Origin of the sequence: Bradyrhizobium sp. (assembly GCF_019242285.1) — a bacterium.
Taxonomy (GTDB): Bacteria; Pseudomonadota; Alphaproteobacteria; order Rhizobiales; family Xanthobacteraceae; genus Bradyrhizobium.
This window is the reverse complement of sequence record NZ_JAFAVV010000629.1, coordinates 1-16,532: the sequence shown is the minus strand read 5'-3', so window position 1 is coordinate 16,532 and position 16,532 is coordinate 1. Positions and strand designations below refer to the sequence as shown.

Sequence of the window (16,532 nt, the reverse complement as noted above, 5' to 3'; positions counted from 1 at the left end):
GACAATCTGGTCGGACAGGCCGAGCAGGTCCGCAGCGCGATCTCCGGCGTGCAGATCGACCTGCGCCACGACATCGCATTGATCTCGGACGCCATCGCCTCCCGCGTCGACGAGGTCGCCAAGAGCATCACCAGCGCGCTGGAGGAGCGCGGCGCGCATATCACCGCCGCACTGAGCAACGCCGGCGACAACATGATCCTCGCGCTCGGCGAGCGCGGCGGCGACCTGCTCGACCGGCTCGAGGAAGCGAGCAACGAGACCACGCGCGCGGTGCTCGACGCCTCGGAGCGGCTGACCACGAGCCTCAACTTCAAGACCGGCCATGTGCACGACGAATTCGTCGACCTCGCCGATCGCGTCCACGACATGCTGAACGAGCGCATCGACCGCATCACCGGCGAGTTCGAGCAGCGCTCCTCGACCATCATCGACGGCATCTCCGACCGTACCGAGCAGGTCCACGACATCCTGAAGAACTCCAGCGATTCGCTGTTGCTGGAGCTCGAGCTGCGCAGCCAGGACCTGGTCGGCAAGATCGACGATGCCAGCAACCGCCTGTCGGGCCAGATCCTCTCTTCGGGCGACAAGGCCGCCGAATCGCTCGACGCCACGGTCAACACGATGGTTGCGAAGGTCGTCGGCCAGACCGAGAGCGCCCACGACACGCTGTTGCTGCAGATGAGCGCGTTCGACGAGCTGGTGAAGAACCAGGGCGGCGAGCTGGCCGAGAGATTCGCCCGCGACAGCGGAACGCTCGGGGCGCTGATCACCCGCCACATCTCGGAGTTCGATCGCACCGTCAAGACCTTCGGCGGCGAGATCGTCGAGCGCATGGGGCAGCGCACCCAGGAGATCGCCGACAGCCTGAAGACCTATGTCGACACCTTCGACGACCGCGTGACCTCCAATGGCGGCGGGATCACCTCCGCGATGGACTCCAGGCTCGCGCACTTCGAGACCACGTTGGAAGGCCGCGTCGCCTACCTCGACACCTCGCTCGAAAGCAAGATCAGGTCGTTCGATGAATCGATCGAAGGCCGGCTGAAATCGCTGGAGACGACCTTCGAGAACCGCTCGAGATCGGTCACCGACACCATCGAGAGCCGGCTCGGGTCGTTCGCGACCTCGATGACCGACAGCGCCGCACAGGTGATCCATTCGATCGATTCCCACCTCGGTCGCCTCAGCTCGTCGCTGACCGAGGGCACCGCGCAGGCGGTCGATGCGATCGATCGCCGGATCGCCAGCGTCACCGAGACGATCGACGGCCGCAGCTCGCACCTCGCAAATACCATCACCGCCCGCTTCCAGGAGATTCACCAGGGCATCGAGACCCGGGTCGGTGCGGTCGCCAGCGACATCGACACGCGCGTCGCGCAGTTCGAGGACCTGCTGGGCTCGCGCATCGAGGCGGTGGCCGGCAGGATCGAAAGCAGCGGCCGGCAGGCCAGCGACGACCTGATGGCGCGCACGGAAATGCTGTCGGGCAGCATCAAGTCCCATGTCGAGGACGCCGAGCGTTCGCTGACCAACCTCGTGGTCAACACCAGCGAGACCATCCAGACCGGCGCCCGCACCGCCCAGCAGTCGCTGCTGACGGTCTCCTCCGAGGTCGGCGCATCGCTCTCCTCGGTCTCGTCGGACGTCAGCGCCCAGCTCAAGCTCACCTCGTCGGAGGTCGAGCGCGCCCTCACCTCGGTCGGCAGCGGCGCGGCCAGCTCGATCCTGACCAGCGCGCGCGACGCCCAGTCGACCCTGGTGACCGCGTCCGCCGATGCCGCCAATCAGATCAAGCTGCTGTCCGCGGACGTCGAGCGGACGCTGGCGGCCGCAGGCACGGCGACCGCCACCTCGATCCTTGCCGGCGCCCGCGAGGTGCAGACCACGCTGGTCACCGCGTCGTCGGATGCGGCCAATCACGTCAAGTCGCTCGCCACGGACGTGCAGCGCTCGCTTTCGATGGCCGGAGCCTCGACCGCCGAGTCCATCACCTCGGGCGCCCGCGAAGCGCAGGGCCTCCTGGCCAGCGCCTCCGCCGAATCAGCCAACCAGGTCAGGTCGCTCACGACGGAGGTGCAACGTGCGCTGACGATGGCCGGCGATTCCACCGCGGAATCGCTCGTCGGCAGCGTCCGCAACGCCCAGAACGCGCTGATCTCAGCATCCGCGGAAGCCGCCACGCACGTCAAGTCGCTCACGAACGAGGTGCAGCGCACGCTCCTGGCCGCCGGAACGTCCACCGCGGAATCGATCACGGCCAGCGCCCGCGAGGCGCAGAATGCGCTGGTCGGCGCTTCCTCGGACGTCGAGCGCACGCTGGCGGCCGCAGGAGCGTCCTCCGCGGAGTCGATCACGACCAGCGCTCGCGAGGCGCAGAGCACGCTGGTCGGCGCCTCCTCCAATGCCGCCAACCACATCAAGTCGCTCGCGAGCGACATCGAGCGGACATTGTCGGCCGTCGGCGCCGACGCCGCCGCCTCGATCCTCGGCAGTGCGCGCGAGGCACAGGGCTCGCTGGCCTCGACGTCTGCTGAGGCTGCGAGCCAGATCAGGGCGATCGCCGGCGACATCGAGCGCACGCTCGGCGCGGCTACCGCGAACACCACCGACAACATCCAGACCAGCGCGCTCAACGCGCAGAACGCACTGGTGTCCGCGTCGAACGAGGTCACCTCGCGGGTGAAGTCGACCTCGACGGAGATCGAACGCTCGGTGCTCGCCGCGGGCAACAATTTCGGAGCGGTCATCGGCGCCAAGGCCGACGAGATGGTCACTTATGTGCAGCAGCAGACCGATCGGCTGTCGCAGATGATCGACGGCAAGCGCGGCACGCTGGTGGAGGCGCTCGGCGTCAGGGCCACCCAGCTCACGGTCGACATCGACCGCGTCACCGCCGACGCGCTGAAGTCGATCGAGACTCGCGGCCACGTCTTCTCGCAATCGATGATGAGCAACGGCTCCGAGGTCGCACGCACCATCACCTCGGCCGGCGAGCTCGCCTCGGGCGCCGTCAACAAGTCGCTGCGGGAGCTCGAGACGGCCTCCCGCGCCGCGCTTGAGCAGTCACGCCAGGTCTCGATCCAGGCCGTGACCGAGATGCAGGAGACCAGCAAGATCCTGCGTACCGACACCGTTGCACTGTTCGAGCGGCTGCGCGAAGGCAACATCCTGCTGCAGGAGGTGTTGACCGGCGCCCACGACAATCTGAACTCCCTGGAGCGCGCCCTCGTCACGCGCGTGGCAGACTTCGTCACCGCCATGAACGACGTCACCTCGCGCAACGGCGCCGCGACCCAGACCCTGGAGGACCAGCTCGGCATTTTCAACGACAAGAGCGCCAAGGCGCTGGAGAGCCTGGGCTCGCTGTCGAGCCAGTTCGAGGCCCACGGCCATGCGCTGCTCGACGCCGCCGAGGTCGTCGAGCAGGCCAACCGCAGCACCACTGCGTCCGTCGCCGAACGCAAGACGACGCTGGAATCGCTGGTCACCACCATCGACCTGCGCACCACCGATCTCGATCAACGGCTGTCGCGCTTCACCACTTTGCTGGACGAGTCCCTGGCGGCCGCCGAGGAACGCGCGCGCGACATCGCACGCGTGGTGGCGGAGACCGCCGGCGCAGGGTCGGTAGCGATCAGCCGCCAGTTCGAGGCCGTCCGCGCCTCGGCGGAGGAAGAGCGGCGGATGACCGCCCAGACCATGCACGAGCTCTACCAGCAGAGCACGCAGGAAGCTGACGCGATGTTCAAGCAGTCCGCGGACAAGTTCGCAGGCCTGGTCGGCAGCATGAAGCAGATGGCGGGCGAGATGCAGCGCGAGCTGGAGAGCACCCGCAACGAGCTCCGCCGCGGGGTGCTCGAAATGCCGCAGGAAGCGGCCGAAAGCACCGCGCAGATGCGCAAGGTGATCGTCGACCAGATCGAGGCGCTGGCGGAGCTGAACCGCATCGTCGCCCATCATGGCCGCGGCCTGGACGTGGTCAGCAACACCCGGCCGACCGTACAGCGTCAGGAGCCGCGCCAGGAGGAGCCGGTGCTCGCCGCTGTGGGCGGGCGGGGCACCGACATGCGCATGCGCGAGGCCGGCAGCGCGTCCAGCCTGCCGCCGCCGGACCTGGGCGGCCCAGTCTCGCGCCGGACCGAGGCGCCGCCGGTCAGTCCGGCGAGTGCCGACCAGGGCCGCGACGGCTGGCTCTCCGATCTCCTGAACCGGGCCGATGCCGGCCTGCCGCCGCGGGACGCGCCCCGCGGCCGCCCCGCCCAGCCGCAGGCCGCCGCCAACCCGCTGGAATCGCTGTCGCTCGACGTCGCCCGGCTGATGGACCGCAATCTGGCCGGCGAGATGTGGGATCGTTACCAGCGCGGCGAGGCCAAGGCGTTCTCGAAGCGGCTCTACACGCCGGCGGGCCAGAAGGCGTTCGACGAGGTCGCGCGCAAATATCGCTCCGACCGCGCCTTCAAGCAGACCGTCGACCGCTACATCACCGAGTTCGAGCGGCTGCTCGACGAGGTGGCGCGCGAGGACCGCGGTCCGCAGGCGCTGCGCGGCCATCTCACCTCGGAGACCGGGCTGGTCTATACCCTGCTCGCGCATGCGGCGGGCCGGCTGGGGTGAGCGGCAGCTCGCTTACTGCCGCTTCCGCTCGGCCGCAGCGGGAGCCGGCGCCGGCTGCGCCGCCTGGGCGTTGCTGGTGGAGTTGCTGGCGCCGAACAGCACCCGGGTCGGGTTGCGGTCGAAATTGTTCACGGCGCGGCTGATGTCGGCCAAGGTCTTGCGGCCGTCCGACATCAACAGGCCGGACCGCTTGTCGAAGTCCTCCGCGAGCTCGCGGATGGATTTCACGGCGAGGAACAGTTCGCCGCCCTCCTTGCCGCCGGCCAGCGTGTTGAGGCCGAGCATCAGGTTGTCGGCCTTGCCCATGACCCCATCGACCCGCGCCATGACGTTGTCGATGCGCTCGGAATTGCGCGCCAGCGATTGGGTGAAGACCTCCAGATTATGCAGCGAATTCCTCACCGCCTCCTGATTGTCGGCGACCACCCTGTTGATGTTCTGCAGGGTGCCGCGGATCGCCTCGGTCACGTCCTGCAACCGGTTCGGATCGGCGGTCAGCACGGGAACGCCGTCCTCGTCGAGGGGAACCGGCGGGGCGGCCTCGTCGCCGCCCTTGAGCGAGATGGCGGCGACACCGGTCAGACCTTGGAACTCCAGGCCGACCATCGTGTCCTTCCGGATCGGAGCATTGTTCTCGACCATCGCCAGCGCCACGATGCGGCGCGGGTTGTCGAGCTTGACCGAGATCACCTCGCCCACTCGAATTCCGTTGAAATTCACGTTGCCGCCGTTGCGCAGGCCTGCGGCAGGCCCCTCGAAGATGATGCGCAGCGGCGCTCGGGTCTTGGTGGTGTGCAGGCTCTGGAACCAGAGCACGAAGCCAAACGCCGCGGCGATCACCGCCAGCGTGAACGATCCGATCAGAACGTAGTTGGCCCGCGTCTCCATCTTCGAGAAACTCCGCCCCTAACCCATCACAGCGCGGGCGCGCTTGCCGTGGAAATATTGCCTCAGCCAGGGATGCTCCGAGGCCTGCATGTCGGCCATCGATCCTGCCGCAATGATCTTGCCATTCCCCAAAACGGCAATACGGTCGCAGGCAGTATAAAGGCTGTCCAGGTCGTGGGTTACCATGAAAACGGTCAGTCCCAAAGTGCGCTGCAGGGTCCGGACCAGCTCGTCGAAGTCGCCGGCGCCGATCGGATCAAGCCCGGAGGTGGGCTCGTCGAGAAAGACCAGCTCCGGATCGAGCGCCAGTGCCCGCGCCAGCGCCACGCGCTTGATCATGCCACCGGACAGCTCCGCCGGAAAGCGGTCCGCGACCTCCGGCCGCAGGCCCACCATGACCAGCTTCGCCACCATGATCTCGTCCAAAAGCCGCTGCGAGACCTTGAGATATTCCCGGACCGGGAACTGGATGTTCTGCCGCACCGTCAGCGAGGAGAACAGCGCACCCTGCTGGAACAGGATGCCCCAGCGCCGCTCCACCCCCCGCCGCGCCGTCGAGTCGGCGGCATCCAGGTCGATGCCGAACACCTCGATGCGGCCGCTGAGCTTCGGCACCAGGCCGATGATGGTGCGCGTCAGCACCGATTTGCCCGCCCCAGAAGGGCCGACGAAGCCCAGGATTTCGCCGCGCTTGACGTCGAGATTGAGCCCGTCGAGCACTTTCGTGGCCCCGAACTGGACGGTGATGTCGCGGACGCGGATGATTGGGTCGGAGGCAGCCGAGACCATCATCATATTCCGATCGCGGCGAAGAAGATCGCGAACACGCCATCCATCACGATAACGAAGAAGATGCCCTTCACCACCGAGGCGGTGGTGTGCTGACCAAGCGATTCCGCGCTGCCCTGCACCGCAAGCCCCTCGACGCAGGCGACGATGCCGATCACGGCCGCCATCACCGGCGCCTTGATCATGCCGACCGTGAAATGATCGATCGAGATGGCATCACGCAGGCGCAGCAGGAACGCCTCGGGGTCGACGCCGCCATAGAGCCAGGCGACCAGCCCGCCGCCATACAGCGCAGCCATCGCGCCGAGGAACGCCAGAATCGGCATCGCGATGACGAGCGCCAGCATGCGCGGCAGGATCAGCACCTCGATCGGGTCGAAGCCCATGGTGCGCAGCGCATCGATCTCCTCGCGCATCTTCATCGAACCGAGCTCGGCGGTGTAGGCGCTGCCCGAACGCCCCGCGACCATGATCGCGACCAGCAGCACGCCGATCTCGCGCAGCACCAGGACGCCCAGCATGTCGACGACGAAGATGTCGGCGCCGAAGCGGCGGAAGTGGAAGATGCCCTGCTGCGAGATGATGCAGCCGATCAGGAAGGTGATCAGCACGATGATCGGCACGGCCCGCCAGCACACCTGCTCGAGGTGATGCACGGTCGAGGTCAGGCGGAAGCTCCGGGGATGGAGCAGCACACGGACACTCGCCGCCAGCACCGCGCCGAGCATGTCGATCAGGCCGAGGAAGGTGTCGCCAATGGTCGCGACGCTGCGGCCGAGCGTAGCCAGCATGCCCGAAATCGTGACCGACGCCCGCTCTGCCGCCGGCACGGAGTTCACCCGGCGGACCTCGTCGACCAGGCTCGCATAGTTGGTCGACAGCCCCGCAATATTGGTCTCGGCGCGCCCCTGCGCCAGGCTGCGGCGCAATCGCTCGATCAGCCATGCTCCGAAAGTATCGAGCCGGGAGACTTGCGAAACATCGATCAGGATATCAAGACGGCTGCCGGCGAGCTTCTCGGCGTCGGCCACGATCCGCTCGAGCACAGGCGCAAAGGTTGCCGTCCATGGCCCGCCGGCGCACAGCGCGAGCGCATTGCCTCGCGCGATCCGTTCCAATGTCGGGTCCCCGTTCACGTCCACCCGCTCCTGCGCCCAAACCCCCAACGGAGCCCGGTCCCACACTGGCCCTGGCTTGTAAACCCCACCCGCAGCCAGCCATACTTGGTCGCACCCGACAAGCCGGGGGTTCGAGAAAATCGCCAGATTTTAAAATGACTTCCACCGAAATTCCAAAGCTCCTTGTGCGAATCGAGCGGTTTCCGATCGCGGGTGCGTTCACGATCAGCCGCGGTGCCAAGACCGAGGCCGTTACCGTCGTGGCCGAAGCGAGCCGGGACGGCCATATCGGGCGTGGCGAATGTGTCCCCTACCCGCGCTATCGCGAGACACCGGAGGCCACGCTGGCGACGCTCGAGGCGATGCGGGAGGCCGTGGCACGGGGGCTCGACCGGCAAATGTTGCAGGCTGCGCTTCCGGCCGGCGCCGCCCGTAACGCATTGGATTGCGCGCTGATCGACTTGGAGGCCAAGAGCCGCGGCGAGCGGGCATGGACGCTGCTCGGACGCCCCGAGCCCGGGCCCTGCGTGACGGCCTTTACGATCTCGCTGGCCTCATCCGAGACGATGGCCGCGGCCACCGCCAAAGCGGCGCATCGGCCGCTGCTGAAGATCAAGCTCGGCGGCGACGGCGATCAAGCGCGCATCGCCGCCGTCCGCCGCGCCGCGCCCACGTCCGAGTTGATCGTCGACGCCAACGAGGCCTGGACGCCGGCGAACCTGGAGCAGAACCTTGGCGCATGCGCCGAGGCCGGCGTCACCCTGGTCGAGCAGCCGCTGCCTGCGGGCCAGGACGAGATGCTGGCAACCATCCGCCGGCGCATTGCCGTCTGCGCCGACGAGAGCGTCCACGACCGCGCGTCGCTGGAGGGTCTTCGGGCGCGCTATGATGCCGTCAACATCAAGCTCGACAAGACCGGCGGGCTGACCGAGGCGCTCGCGATGGCCGACGCGGCACGTGCGCTCGGCTTCGAGATCATGGTGGGCTGCATGGTCGGCAGCTCGCTGGCGATGGCGCCGGCGATGCTGCTCACGCCGCAGGCCCGTTTCGTCGATCTCGACGGGCCCCTGCTGCTGGCGCACGACCGCGAAGGCGGCCTGCGCTACGAGGGCAGCCTAGTCTATCCGCCGGAACCGGAGCTGTGGGGATGATCGGCCAGACGGCCCCGCGCCGACCACATCACGAGGCCGCCGCACGCCGCGATCACGGCCATGACGTAATAGACGTTCTGCCCGTAGCGGGCGAAGACGACGCCTGAGAGCACATAGCTGCTCCCGGACACAATCCCGCTGCAGGCGGCTAGGTAGCCCTGCCCGCGAGCCGTGACGTGGCCCGGCACCTGATGGACCATCAGGTTCATGATGCCGACCTGGGTCAACCCGAAGGTCAGGCCGTGCATCAGTTGGACCGGCGCGAGGATCGCGATCGGCGGCGCCCACGCCGTGATGGTCCAGCGCGCGGCCGCACAGGCTGCGGCAATGACGACCTGCGTCGCCGGCGCCAGGGTAAAGCGCGGCGAAAGCGCGAACACCACGATCTCGGCAAGCACGCCGAGCGTCCAGAGGCCCGCGATCGTCAGCCCGCCAAAGCCTTCCTGGCGCCAGGCGATGGATGCGACGACATAATAGGCGGAATGGCTGCTCTGGATCAGCGCCGAGGCAACGATGATGGCGAGGAACCCCCGGTCGCGCAGCAGGGCATTGGCGCCATGGAGCGCGGTGGAGCTCGGTTTCAGCGGTCGGAGCGGCCGAAGCCCGAGGCTCGTCAGCGCATTGATCGCCGCCATGCCGGCAATGATCCAGACCAGGTACTGCGCTGCGATGACGTCGATCAGGGCCCCGCACGCCAATGCGCCGAGGACGAACGCCGCCGACCCCCACAGCCGCAGCGGACCATAGTCGAGGCTGTATTGCCTGACGCCGCGCAGCGCATAGGCGTCGGTCAGAGGCACCATCGGCGTCCAGACGCAGCAGGTCACGGCATAAGCGAGGAAAATCGACCACGCCTGGTGCTGCAAGCCGACCACGGCAAGCCCGATCGCGGTCGCAAAGCCCAGCACGATGATGCCGCCGCGCAGTGCCTGGTGCCGCTCGGCAAGTCCGGTCACGAACGGCAAGGTCGTGAACCGCGTGACCGACGGCACTGCCGTGATGATTCCGATCCAGGCTGGATCGACGTCGACCGCCCTGAGCCAGACCGGGAAGAACGGCAGGTGAGTCCCCAACAGCCCGAAGCCGGTGCCATAGACCAGCCCCAGAAAACCCGCGAACCTGCGAGAGGTTAGGCGCGATGCCATGGGGATTTGTGATCCGGAAGCCATCAATTCAATTGCGATTCGGCCAAGTTCGTGGTGATCGTTATCGCAACGCGCTGTGATTTGCGCGGACAGAGTCGTTCATGGTCGACGAAGCATTTGCCCTCTCGCCGATTTCCGCCCGCCCGGTGCAGCCCGGCGAGGCGGATTACGATGCGATTCGCGATGCCTTCATGGAGACGTCGCGCGGCCGCTGGTTCCTCGGCGAGTACGCCAAGCGCAATCGCAACGCCGACACGCGCATGGTGCTGGATGCGGTGGCGCGGATCGAGGAGACGCTGGCGTCGCAGCGTCAGTCGGTCACCGACCAGCAGCTTGGCGATATGCTGGCTGCCATCCGCAACGCCGTCAGCGACGCCGAGCAGGCGACCGCTACGGCGCTCGACGGCCTCAAGGTCGAGGAAAGCCTGACGCCGATTCATCGCGGCGTCCGTATCATCAAGGAAATCTCCTGGCGCTGGCGCGAGATCGGCGCCGACGGCCGGATCTGCGACCTGATCGATTCGCAGGTCGGCGCGATCGAGGCCGCCTGCGGCCAGATCGCGGATGTCGATCCCCGCACGGCGCTGAGCACCGCCTTCGACTTGATCAAGGCCCGGATCGACGCCTTCGGCGATGGCGCCGACACGGCTCCGCCGGTCGGAGAGGCTGCCGACTCCATGCCGGCCGCAGGTGCGGATGAAGCCCCCGTTGCCGGTCCGGCCGAGCCGGCGCATTCGGTCGCAACGGAGCTCCAGGCGACTTCCCCTGCCGAAGATGTGGTGACGGCAGCCGAGACGGTCGTGACCGCAGCAGTCGCCACGGAGACCGGCGATCCCGCAGGCCGACCAGACGTGCCGGCAGCAGCGGCCACCGTCGACATGGAGTTCGTCAGAGCGCCGGAAGATCCGGCCGCCAGCCCTGCTGAAGCGCCGGTCGGGCCGGCCGACATGGCGGTTATCGAACTGGTCGAGGCGCCGGTTGAAATCGGGCTTGAACTGAAGCGTGAAACCGCCCTCGAAGGGCACGCCGAAGACGACATCATTGTCAAGCAGGCCCCCGCGGAGCTTTCGGGGGATGCAGATGAAGCGCATGACGACGCCGTGCTGAAGCTGGTCGCGATCGAAATGGCCGCGTCCGACTCCGACGATGTCGACTTCCGCTCGTCGCAGGATGACGACATCTACGTCGCGCGTCCCCTGATCGAGCCCATGCTGGTCGCAGAGGAGCCCGAATCTGCGGCGCCGTCACTCGCCGTCCTGCCGCGCGTCGTGCCCGAACCCGCGCCGAAGCCCGCTCCCGTCCCTGACGCTGTTCCCGAGACTCCCGCTCAAATCGCGCCGGCCCCCGCAGTTGAAGCCGTACGCACCCCTGTCCCGGCACCCCGGGCCGCGCCTGAGCCGTCGCTCGGCTCGACCATCCTGGCCAACGGCTTCCTGCAGCCATCGAGGAATCCAGCGAACGATCCGCTGGCGCCGATCCGCCGCATGAGCCAGGCCGAGAAGATCGCGCTCTTCTCCTGATCGCGGCACGGCTCGCTTCCAAGGAAGCCCGGCTCATGCGCTGCGTTCCTCGATTAACAAAATATCAACACCTCTTAAAACGGATTTAACATCGCCGCATTTTGCCTTGATCCAGACTCAGAAGACTCAACAACGCACCGCAAAGCAGCCCAAAGGGGGCCGCCGATTCCGCATATGACGGCGTGCAACACGATCGGGCTTCGTGAGTAGGACGGCCCAGCTTCAATCAAGAGTTGGTCGATAGCGCGTCGCCCGATCCTGCAGCGTGCAGTGATGGTAGGGATAGGGTTGTAATGGCTAACGAAGCGTTTGCGCTCTCGCCGATCGCCGCGCGTTCGGTGCAGCCGGGCGAAGCGGACTACGAAGCGATCCGGGACGCCTTCATGGAAACGGCCCGTGGCCGCTGGTTCCTCGGCGAATATGCCCAGCGCAACCGCAACGCCGACACGCTGATGGTGATCAGCGCCATCGCGCGCATCGAAGCGACGCTGACGTCGCAGCAACCGTCCAACACGGATGCCGACCGTCGCCTCGCGCAGGCGCTCGACACGATCGGAGATGCGGTCGAGCAGGCCGCAGCGACGGTGCGCGACAGCCTCCAGCTCGAGCAGCGGCTGGCCCCGATCCGCAAGGGCGCCCGCGTCATCCGCGAAATTTCCTGGCGCTGGCGCGAGATCGGTGCCGACGGACGGATCTGCGACCTGATCGAATGTCAGGTCAACGTCATCGAGACCATCTGCGACCAGATTGCCGGCGTCGACGCGGGCGCAGCGCTCAACGCCGCGTTCAATCTGATCAAGACCAGCATCGACGGGTTGCGGGCGGGCGATCGGAAAGCCCCGTTCCCCACGGCCGACGTCCCTGCCCCACAGCCGCCGTCGGACAGTGCGGCCGCCGCTGAGCGCACCGACGACGAAGCCGCGATGGAACGCGTCGCGGCGGAGATGGCCGCCATCGATCCGGACGAGGTCAAGCGACACCAGTCGCTGCTGGACGACGGCGGCTTCTACATCACGCGCCCGAGACCAAGGCCGACGCTCGTGGTTGGGCTGGCCAATGAGCCGGACATCATGTCCTCGCTGCACCGTCTGCCGCGGGTCGAGCCCACGCCTGCGTCCCGGCCCGCAGCCATGCCCTCCATGTCGACGACGGAAGATGCTCTCGAAACGATCCGGCACATGAGTTTGATGGAGAAGATCGACTTCTTCTCCTGATCGTCGGCCGCCGCGATCGTGACTGACATCACGTACGCCGAATGGACTCCCGACTAGCGTCGCCCGCGGAATCTCTGTCGAGGTTTGCGTGGGGAGGACGTCATGTCCCGTTTCAAAACATTGCTTCACGGCCTTGCTCTGCTGGCTGGCCTGGGTGCATTTGGCCCGGTCTTCGCGCAAGGTGCGAACCCCGAGACCGCCATCACCGAGCCGCCGCCGCCACGCGCGCTGGCCGAGCCATCGACCACGGTGGTGGCCACCAATTCCGAAACACCGGCAACGCCGCGCGGGCCTGAACAGCGGGTCGCGCTGGTGATCGGCAATTCGCACTACCGGAACGCGGCGCCGCTCCCCAACCCCGACAACGACGCGCAGTCGATGGCCGAGTTCCTGGGCTCGGCCGGGTTCGATGTCATTGCTGCGACCGATCTGACGCAGAGCGACATGATCAAGGTGGTACAGCAGTTCACCGACCGCGTCGCCTCCCGCGGGCCGAACACGGTCGCCATGATCTATTATGCCGGGCACGGCGTGCAGCTCGCCGGCGAGAACTACCTGATCCCGGTCGATGCGCGGATCTCGGCGCCGTCCGACCTGCTCGACAACTCGGTCCGGCTCGTCGACCTGATGGCGACGCTGGAAACGATCCCGAGCCGGCTGCGCATCGTCGTGCTCGATGCCTGCCGCAACAATCCGTTCCCGACCGTCAACGACGCCGGCCGGGGGCTCGCCATCGTCGATGCCCCGAACGGCTCGATCGTCGGCTACTCGACCGCGCCAGGCGAGGAGGCGCTCGACGGCGTCGCCGACCACAGCCCCTACACCGCGGCGTTTCTGAAGCTCGCGCGCGAGCCCAACCAGCCGATCGAGCAGTTGTTCAAGCGCGTCCGCCTCGAAGTGAACCAGGCCACCGGCGGCCAGCAGACGCCGTGGGAGAGCTCCTCGCTCACCAGCGAATTCTACTTCTTCGGCGACACCGCGGTCGCCGCCGGCCGCGCCCCGGCCAACGCCCCCGTGGTCCAGCTCGCCGCCAACCTGCCCAGCCGCTCGATGCGCCAGGCCTATGATTTCGTCGTCTCCGAGGGCTCGCCGGAATACTATCAGGAGTTCATCCGGATGTTTCCGGACGATCCCCTGTGCGATCGCATCCGTCGTCTCCTTGCCAATCTCCTGGAAGAGACCGCCTGGCATCACGCGGTGCAGGTGAACTCGCCGCTCGCCTACAAGGCGTTCTCCGACAGCTACGGCAAGAGCGTCTACGGCCCAGTCGCGCTGAGGCTCGCCGCGCAGCCCAAGCCGGTGTCGATCGTCCAGCCGACCCGCCTGCTCGTGCCGCCGAGCTTCAAGCTGCACGACGAGCCGACGCGGATCGTCTCGCTGCCCGCCGGACCGCACCCGACGATACCCGCGACTGGCGGCAAACACATCGCCGACTTTCCCGCCAACCATCACGAGAAATTCCGCAACGACCTCCGGCGCTCCGATCTTCACCAGTTCCACCGCCCCGCGCCGGCCTTCCGGCCGCATCCCCAGACCTTCGCACGCGGTCAGATGGGCGGCGGCATGAGCAACTTCAATTCCCACTTCGCCAGCCCCCGCTTCGCGGTGGGCGGTCACGGCGGCGGGTTCAGGCACTGATCGCGCGCGTCACGCCACCAGTTTCGCGTAGAGATCGGCGTCGACATTGCCGCCGGAGAGCACGATCACGACATTCTTGTCCCTGGTGTCGATGCGGCCGGCGAGCAGCGCGGCGAGCCCGACCGCCCCGCCCGGCTCGACCACGAGCTTCAGCTCGCGGAAGGCGAACGCCACCGCGGCCCCGACCTCCTCGTCGGTTGCCGTCACGCCATGGGACAGCAGCCGCCTGTTGATCGCGAAGGTGATCTCGCCCGGCGTCAAGGCCATCAACGCGTCGCAGATGGTGCGGCCGCCTCCGGCACCATGGGCCTCGCGCCTCCCGGCAACCAGCGAACGGCCGTGATCGTCAAACCCTTCCGGCTCGGCTACGATCAGGGTGGCGCGCGGAAACCGCGCCTTCACCGCGGTCGCGACGCCCGCGATCAGGCCGCCGCCGGAGGCCGGCGCCACCACGACGTCAGGCGCGAGGCCGAGCCCGGCCATGTCCTCGGCGATCTCGCGGCCCGCAGTGCCCTGTCCCGCGATCACATGGGGATCGTCATAGGGCTTCACCAGCGTCGCGCCGCGGGGACCGGCGATATCGCGCGCGATCTGCTCGCGGTCCTCGCGGTGGCGGTCGTAGAGCACCACCTCTGCGCCAAAAGCCTTGGTGCGCTCGCGCTTGGAGGCCGGCGCATCCTTGGGCATCACGATGGTCGCACGCATGTTGAGGATTTTCGCCGCCGCCGCCACGCCTTGCGCATGGTTGCCGGAGGAGAACGCGACCACGCCGCCACCGCGCTGCTCCTGCGGGATCGACGACAGCTTGTTGAAGGCACCGCGGAACTTGAACGAGCCGGTCCGCTGCAGCATCTCGGGCTTGAGAAAGACGCGGGTGCCGATGCGCTCGTTGAGCACGGGCGGAGACAATAGCGGCGTGCGCACCGCGAACGGCGCGACCGTGCGCGCGGCCGCCTCGATGTCCGTCGGGCCGATGGGAAGGTCTGAGATGATGTGGGTCATCCCGGCTTTTTATCGCGTCAGCTCACATGCGGGCAAGCCAGACCCGCGGCGCGATCATGGTCCTGGGCGGCCATTTCGGCCGGCCCGTCCGCGACACCAGGTGCCGAAAAGATGGCCATGTTGTCGAGAAACGCACGCGCGGAGGCCTCCCAGGTATGCCCAGCCGCGAATTCGACGCAGGCCCGCCGCGGAATTTCGAGCGCCGCCAGGCAGGCCTCGCGCAGATCTTCCGAAAGCACCCCGACCGCCGCATCGCCGATGACATCGCGCGGGCCCGCCACCGGAAACGCGGCGACCGGCAGCCCGCTCGCCAGCGCTTCCAGAAGAACGAGGCCGAACGTGTCGGTCCGGCTCGGAAACACGAAGACGTCGGCCGAGGCATAGACCGATGCCAGCGCCTCGCCCTGCAAGGCGCCGAGAAACACGGCGTCAGGAAAGCGCCGCTCCAGCGCCGCGCGTGCCGGCCCATCCCCGACGATCACCTTGGTCCCCGGCAGATCGAGCGCAAGGAACGCCTCGAGGTTCTTCTCCACCGCGACCCGGCCGACGCAGAGGAAGATCGGATCGGGCAGGCAGAGATCGACGGGACGTGGACGGAACAGGGCGGTATCAACCCCGCGCGGCCACAGCACGACATTCGGAAAGCCGCGGGCGCGCAACTCCTCGGCCAGCGCCGGCGTTGCCGCCATCACGGCTTTGCTCTCGCGGTGAAACCAGCGCAACGTCGCCCACACCCAGGACTCCGGCACCGGGGCGCGCGCGGACACGTATTCGGGAAAGCGGGTATGGAAGCTCGTGGTGAATGGCAGGCCGTGCTTGCGGCAATAACGGCGGACCAGGAAGCCGATCGGCCCCTCGGTCGCGATGTGGATGCTGTCGGGACAGGCCTGTGCGATCAGCCGCGCCACTTTCCCCGGCCAGGGCAGAGCGAGGCGCAGATCGCGATAGCTCGGCATCGCGACGGTCCGGAAGGAGTCCGGCGTGAGGAACGAAACCTCGGAGCCGAGCGCAGTCACCGCGTCGGCCATCATCGCCAGCGTCCGCACCACCCCATTGACCTGGGGATGCCATGCGTCGGTAGCGACCAGGATTCTCATGAAACATCCATCACGCTGCGTGCTCGGCCACCCGCGGCGAGATCGGCGCGAGCCGCGGCGCCAGATCGGCCCAGGTGATGATCTCGAACCTGCCGTCTTCGTGCTCGACGAGCGCCGTGCAACTCTCCACCCAATCGCCGCAGTTCATGTAGCGGATGCCCTGCTCGTCGCGGATCACGGCATAGTGGATGTGGCCGCAGATCACGCCGTCGGCACCGTGCCGCCGCGCCTCGGCGGCGAGCGCGGTCTCGAACGCGCCGATGTAGTTCACCGCGTTCTTGACCTTCTGCTTGGCCCATTGCGACAGCGACCAGTAGCGCACGCCGAACATGCGCCGGAAGAAATTGACCAGACGG

General features: G+C 67.4%; 12 protein-coding genes. 5 read left to right on the top strand and 7 right to left on the bottom strand.

Features of this window, described 5'->3' with window-relative positions:
• Positions 1-4,614, top strand: a 4,614-nt coding sequence (locus JOY90_RS25765; RefSeq protein ID WP_291693926.1) for a hypothetical protein, incomplete at its 5' end; no start/stop codon positions are given.
• 12 nt (positions 4,615-4,626) lie between these two features.
• Here JOY90_RS25765 and JOY90_RS25760 read toward each other — a convergent pair.
• Genes JOY90_RS25760 through JOY90_RS25750 form a run of 3 tightly spaced genes read right to left on the bottom strand, consistent with a single transcriptional unit; the run spans position 4,627 to position 7,427 of the window.
• Positions 4,627-5,502: an MlaD family protein gene (locus tag JOY90_RS25760; protein ID WP_291693925.1), complete on the bottom strand. Its 876-nt coding sequence runs from the start codon at positions 5,500-5,502 to the stop codon at positions 4,627-4,629.
• Between the two features lie 18 nt (positions 5,503-5,520).
• Positions 5,521-6,291: an ABC transporter ATP-binding protein gene (locus tag JOY90_RS25755; RefSeq protein WP_291693924.1), complete on the bottom strand. Its 771-nt coding sequence runs from the start codon at positions 6,289-6,291 to the stop codon at positions 5,521-5,523.
• A 2-nt stretch (positions 6,292-6,293) separates the two neighbouring features.
• Positions 6,294-7,427: an ABC transporter permease gene (locus tag JOY90_RS25750; RefSeq protein WP_291693923.1), complete on the bottom strand. Its 1,134-nt coding sequence runs from the start codon at positions 7,425-7,427 to the stop codon at positions 6,294-6,296.
• A 137-nt stretch (positions 7,428-7,564) separates the two neighbouring features.
• Between JOY90_RS25750 and dgcA the strand changes: the two genes are divergently transcribed.
• Positions 7,565-8,560: an N-acetyl-D-Glu racemase DgcA gene (dgcA, locus tag JOY90_RS25745; RefSeq protein WP_291693922.1), complete on the top strand. Its 996-nt coding sequence runs from the start codon at positions 7,565-7,567 to the stop codon at positions 8,558-8,560.
• Here the strand turns inward: dgcA and JOY90_RS25740 are convergent.
• Complete coding sequence (locus tag JOY90_RS25740) at positions 8,530-9,729, bottom strand: MFS transporter (protein WP_291693921.1); 1,200 nt, start codon at positions 9,727-9,729, stop codon at positions 8,530-8,532. The two genes, dgcA and JOY90_RS25740, sit on opposite strands and share 31 nt — an antisense overlap.
• 77 nt (positions 9,730-9,806) lie before the next feature.
• Between JOY90_RS25740 and JOY90_RS25735 the strand changes: the two genes are divergently transcribed.
• The 3 genes from JOY90_RS25735 to JOY90_RS25725 all read left to right on the top strand — a co-directional run bounded on the left by JOY90_RS25735 (position 9,807) and on the right by JOY90_RS25725 (position 14,077).
• Positions 9,807-11,225, top strand: a complete 1,419-nt coding sequence (locus tag JOY90_RS25735) for a hypothetical protein (protein WP_291693920.1) — start codon at positions 9,807-9,809, stop codon at positions 11,223-11,225.
• A 293-nt stretch (positions 11,226-11,518) separates the two neighbouring features.
• Complete coding sequence (locus JOY90_RS40200; RefSeq protein WP_367276997.1) at positions 11,519-12,439, top strand: hypothetical protein; 921 nt, start codon at positions 11,519-11,521, stop codon at positions 12,437-12,439.
• 102 nt (positions 12,440-12,541) lie between these two features.
• Positions 12,542-14,077 carry a caspase family protein gene (locus JOY90_RS25725; protein ID WP_291693919.1) on the top strand — a complete coding sequence of 512 codons (1,536 nt, stop codon included), beginning with the start codon at positions 12,542-12,544 and terminating at the stop codon, positions 14,075-14,077.
• A gap of 9 nt (positions 14,078-14,086) precedes the next feature.
• Here JOY90_RS25725 and JOY90_RS25720 read toward each other — a convergent pair whose 3' ends face one another.
• The 3 genes from JOY90_RS25720 to JOY90_RS25710 form a co-directional block, all read right to left on the bottom strand.
• A complete protein-coding gene (locus JOY90_RS25720) occupies positions 14,087-15,079 on the bottom strand; it encodes a threonine/serine dehydratase (RefSeq protein ID WP_291693918.1) in 993 nt (330 codons plus the stop codon).
• Positions 15,080-15,096: 17 nt separating this feature from the next.
• Complete coding sequence (locus tag JOY90_RS25715) at positions 15,097-16,176, bottom strand: glycosyltransferase family 1 protein (protein WP_291693917.1); 1,080 nt, start codon at positions 16,174-16,176, stop codon at positions 15,097-15,099.
• 10 nt (positions 16,177-16,186) lie between these two features.
• Positions 16,187-16,532 (bottom strand): UDP-2,3-diacylglucosamine diphosphatase (locus JOY90_RS25710; protein WP_367276996.1); only part of this gene is annotated, 346 nt, incomplete at its 5' end.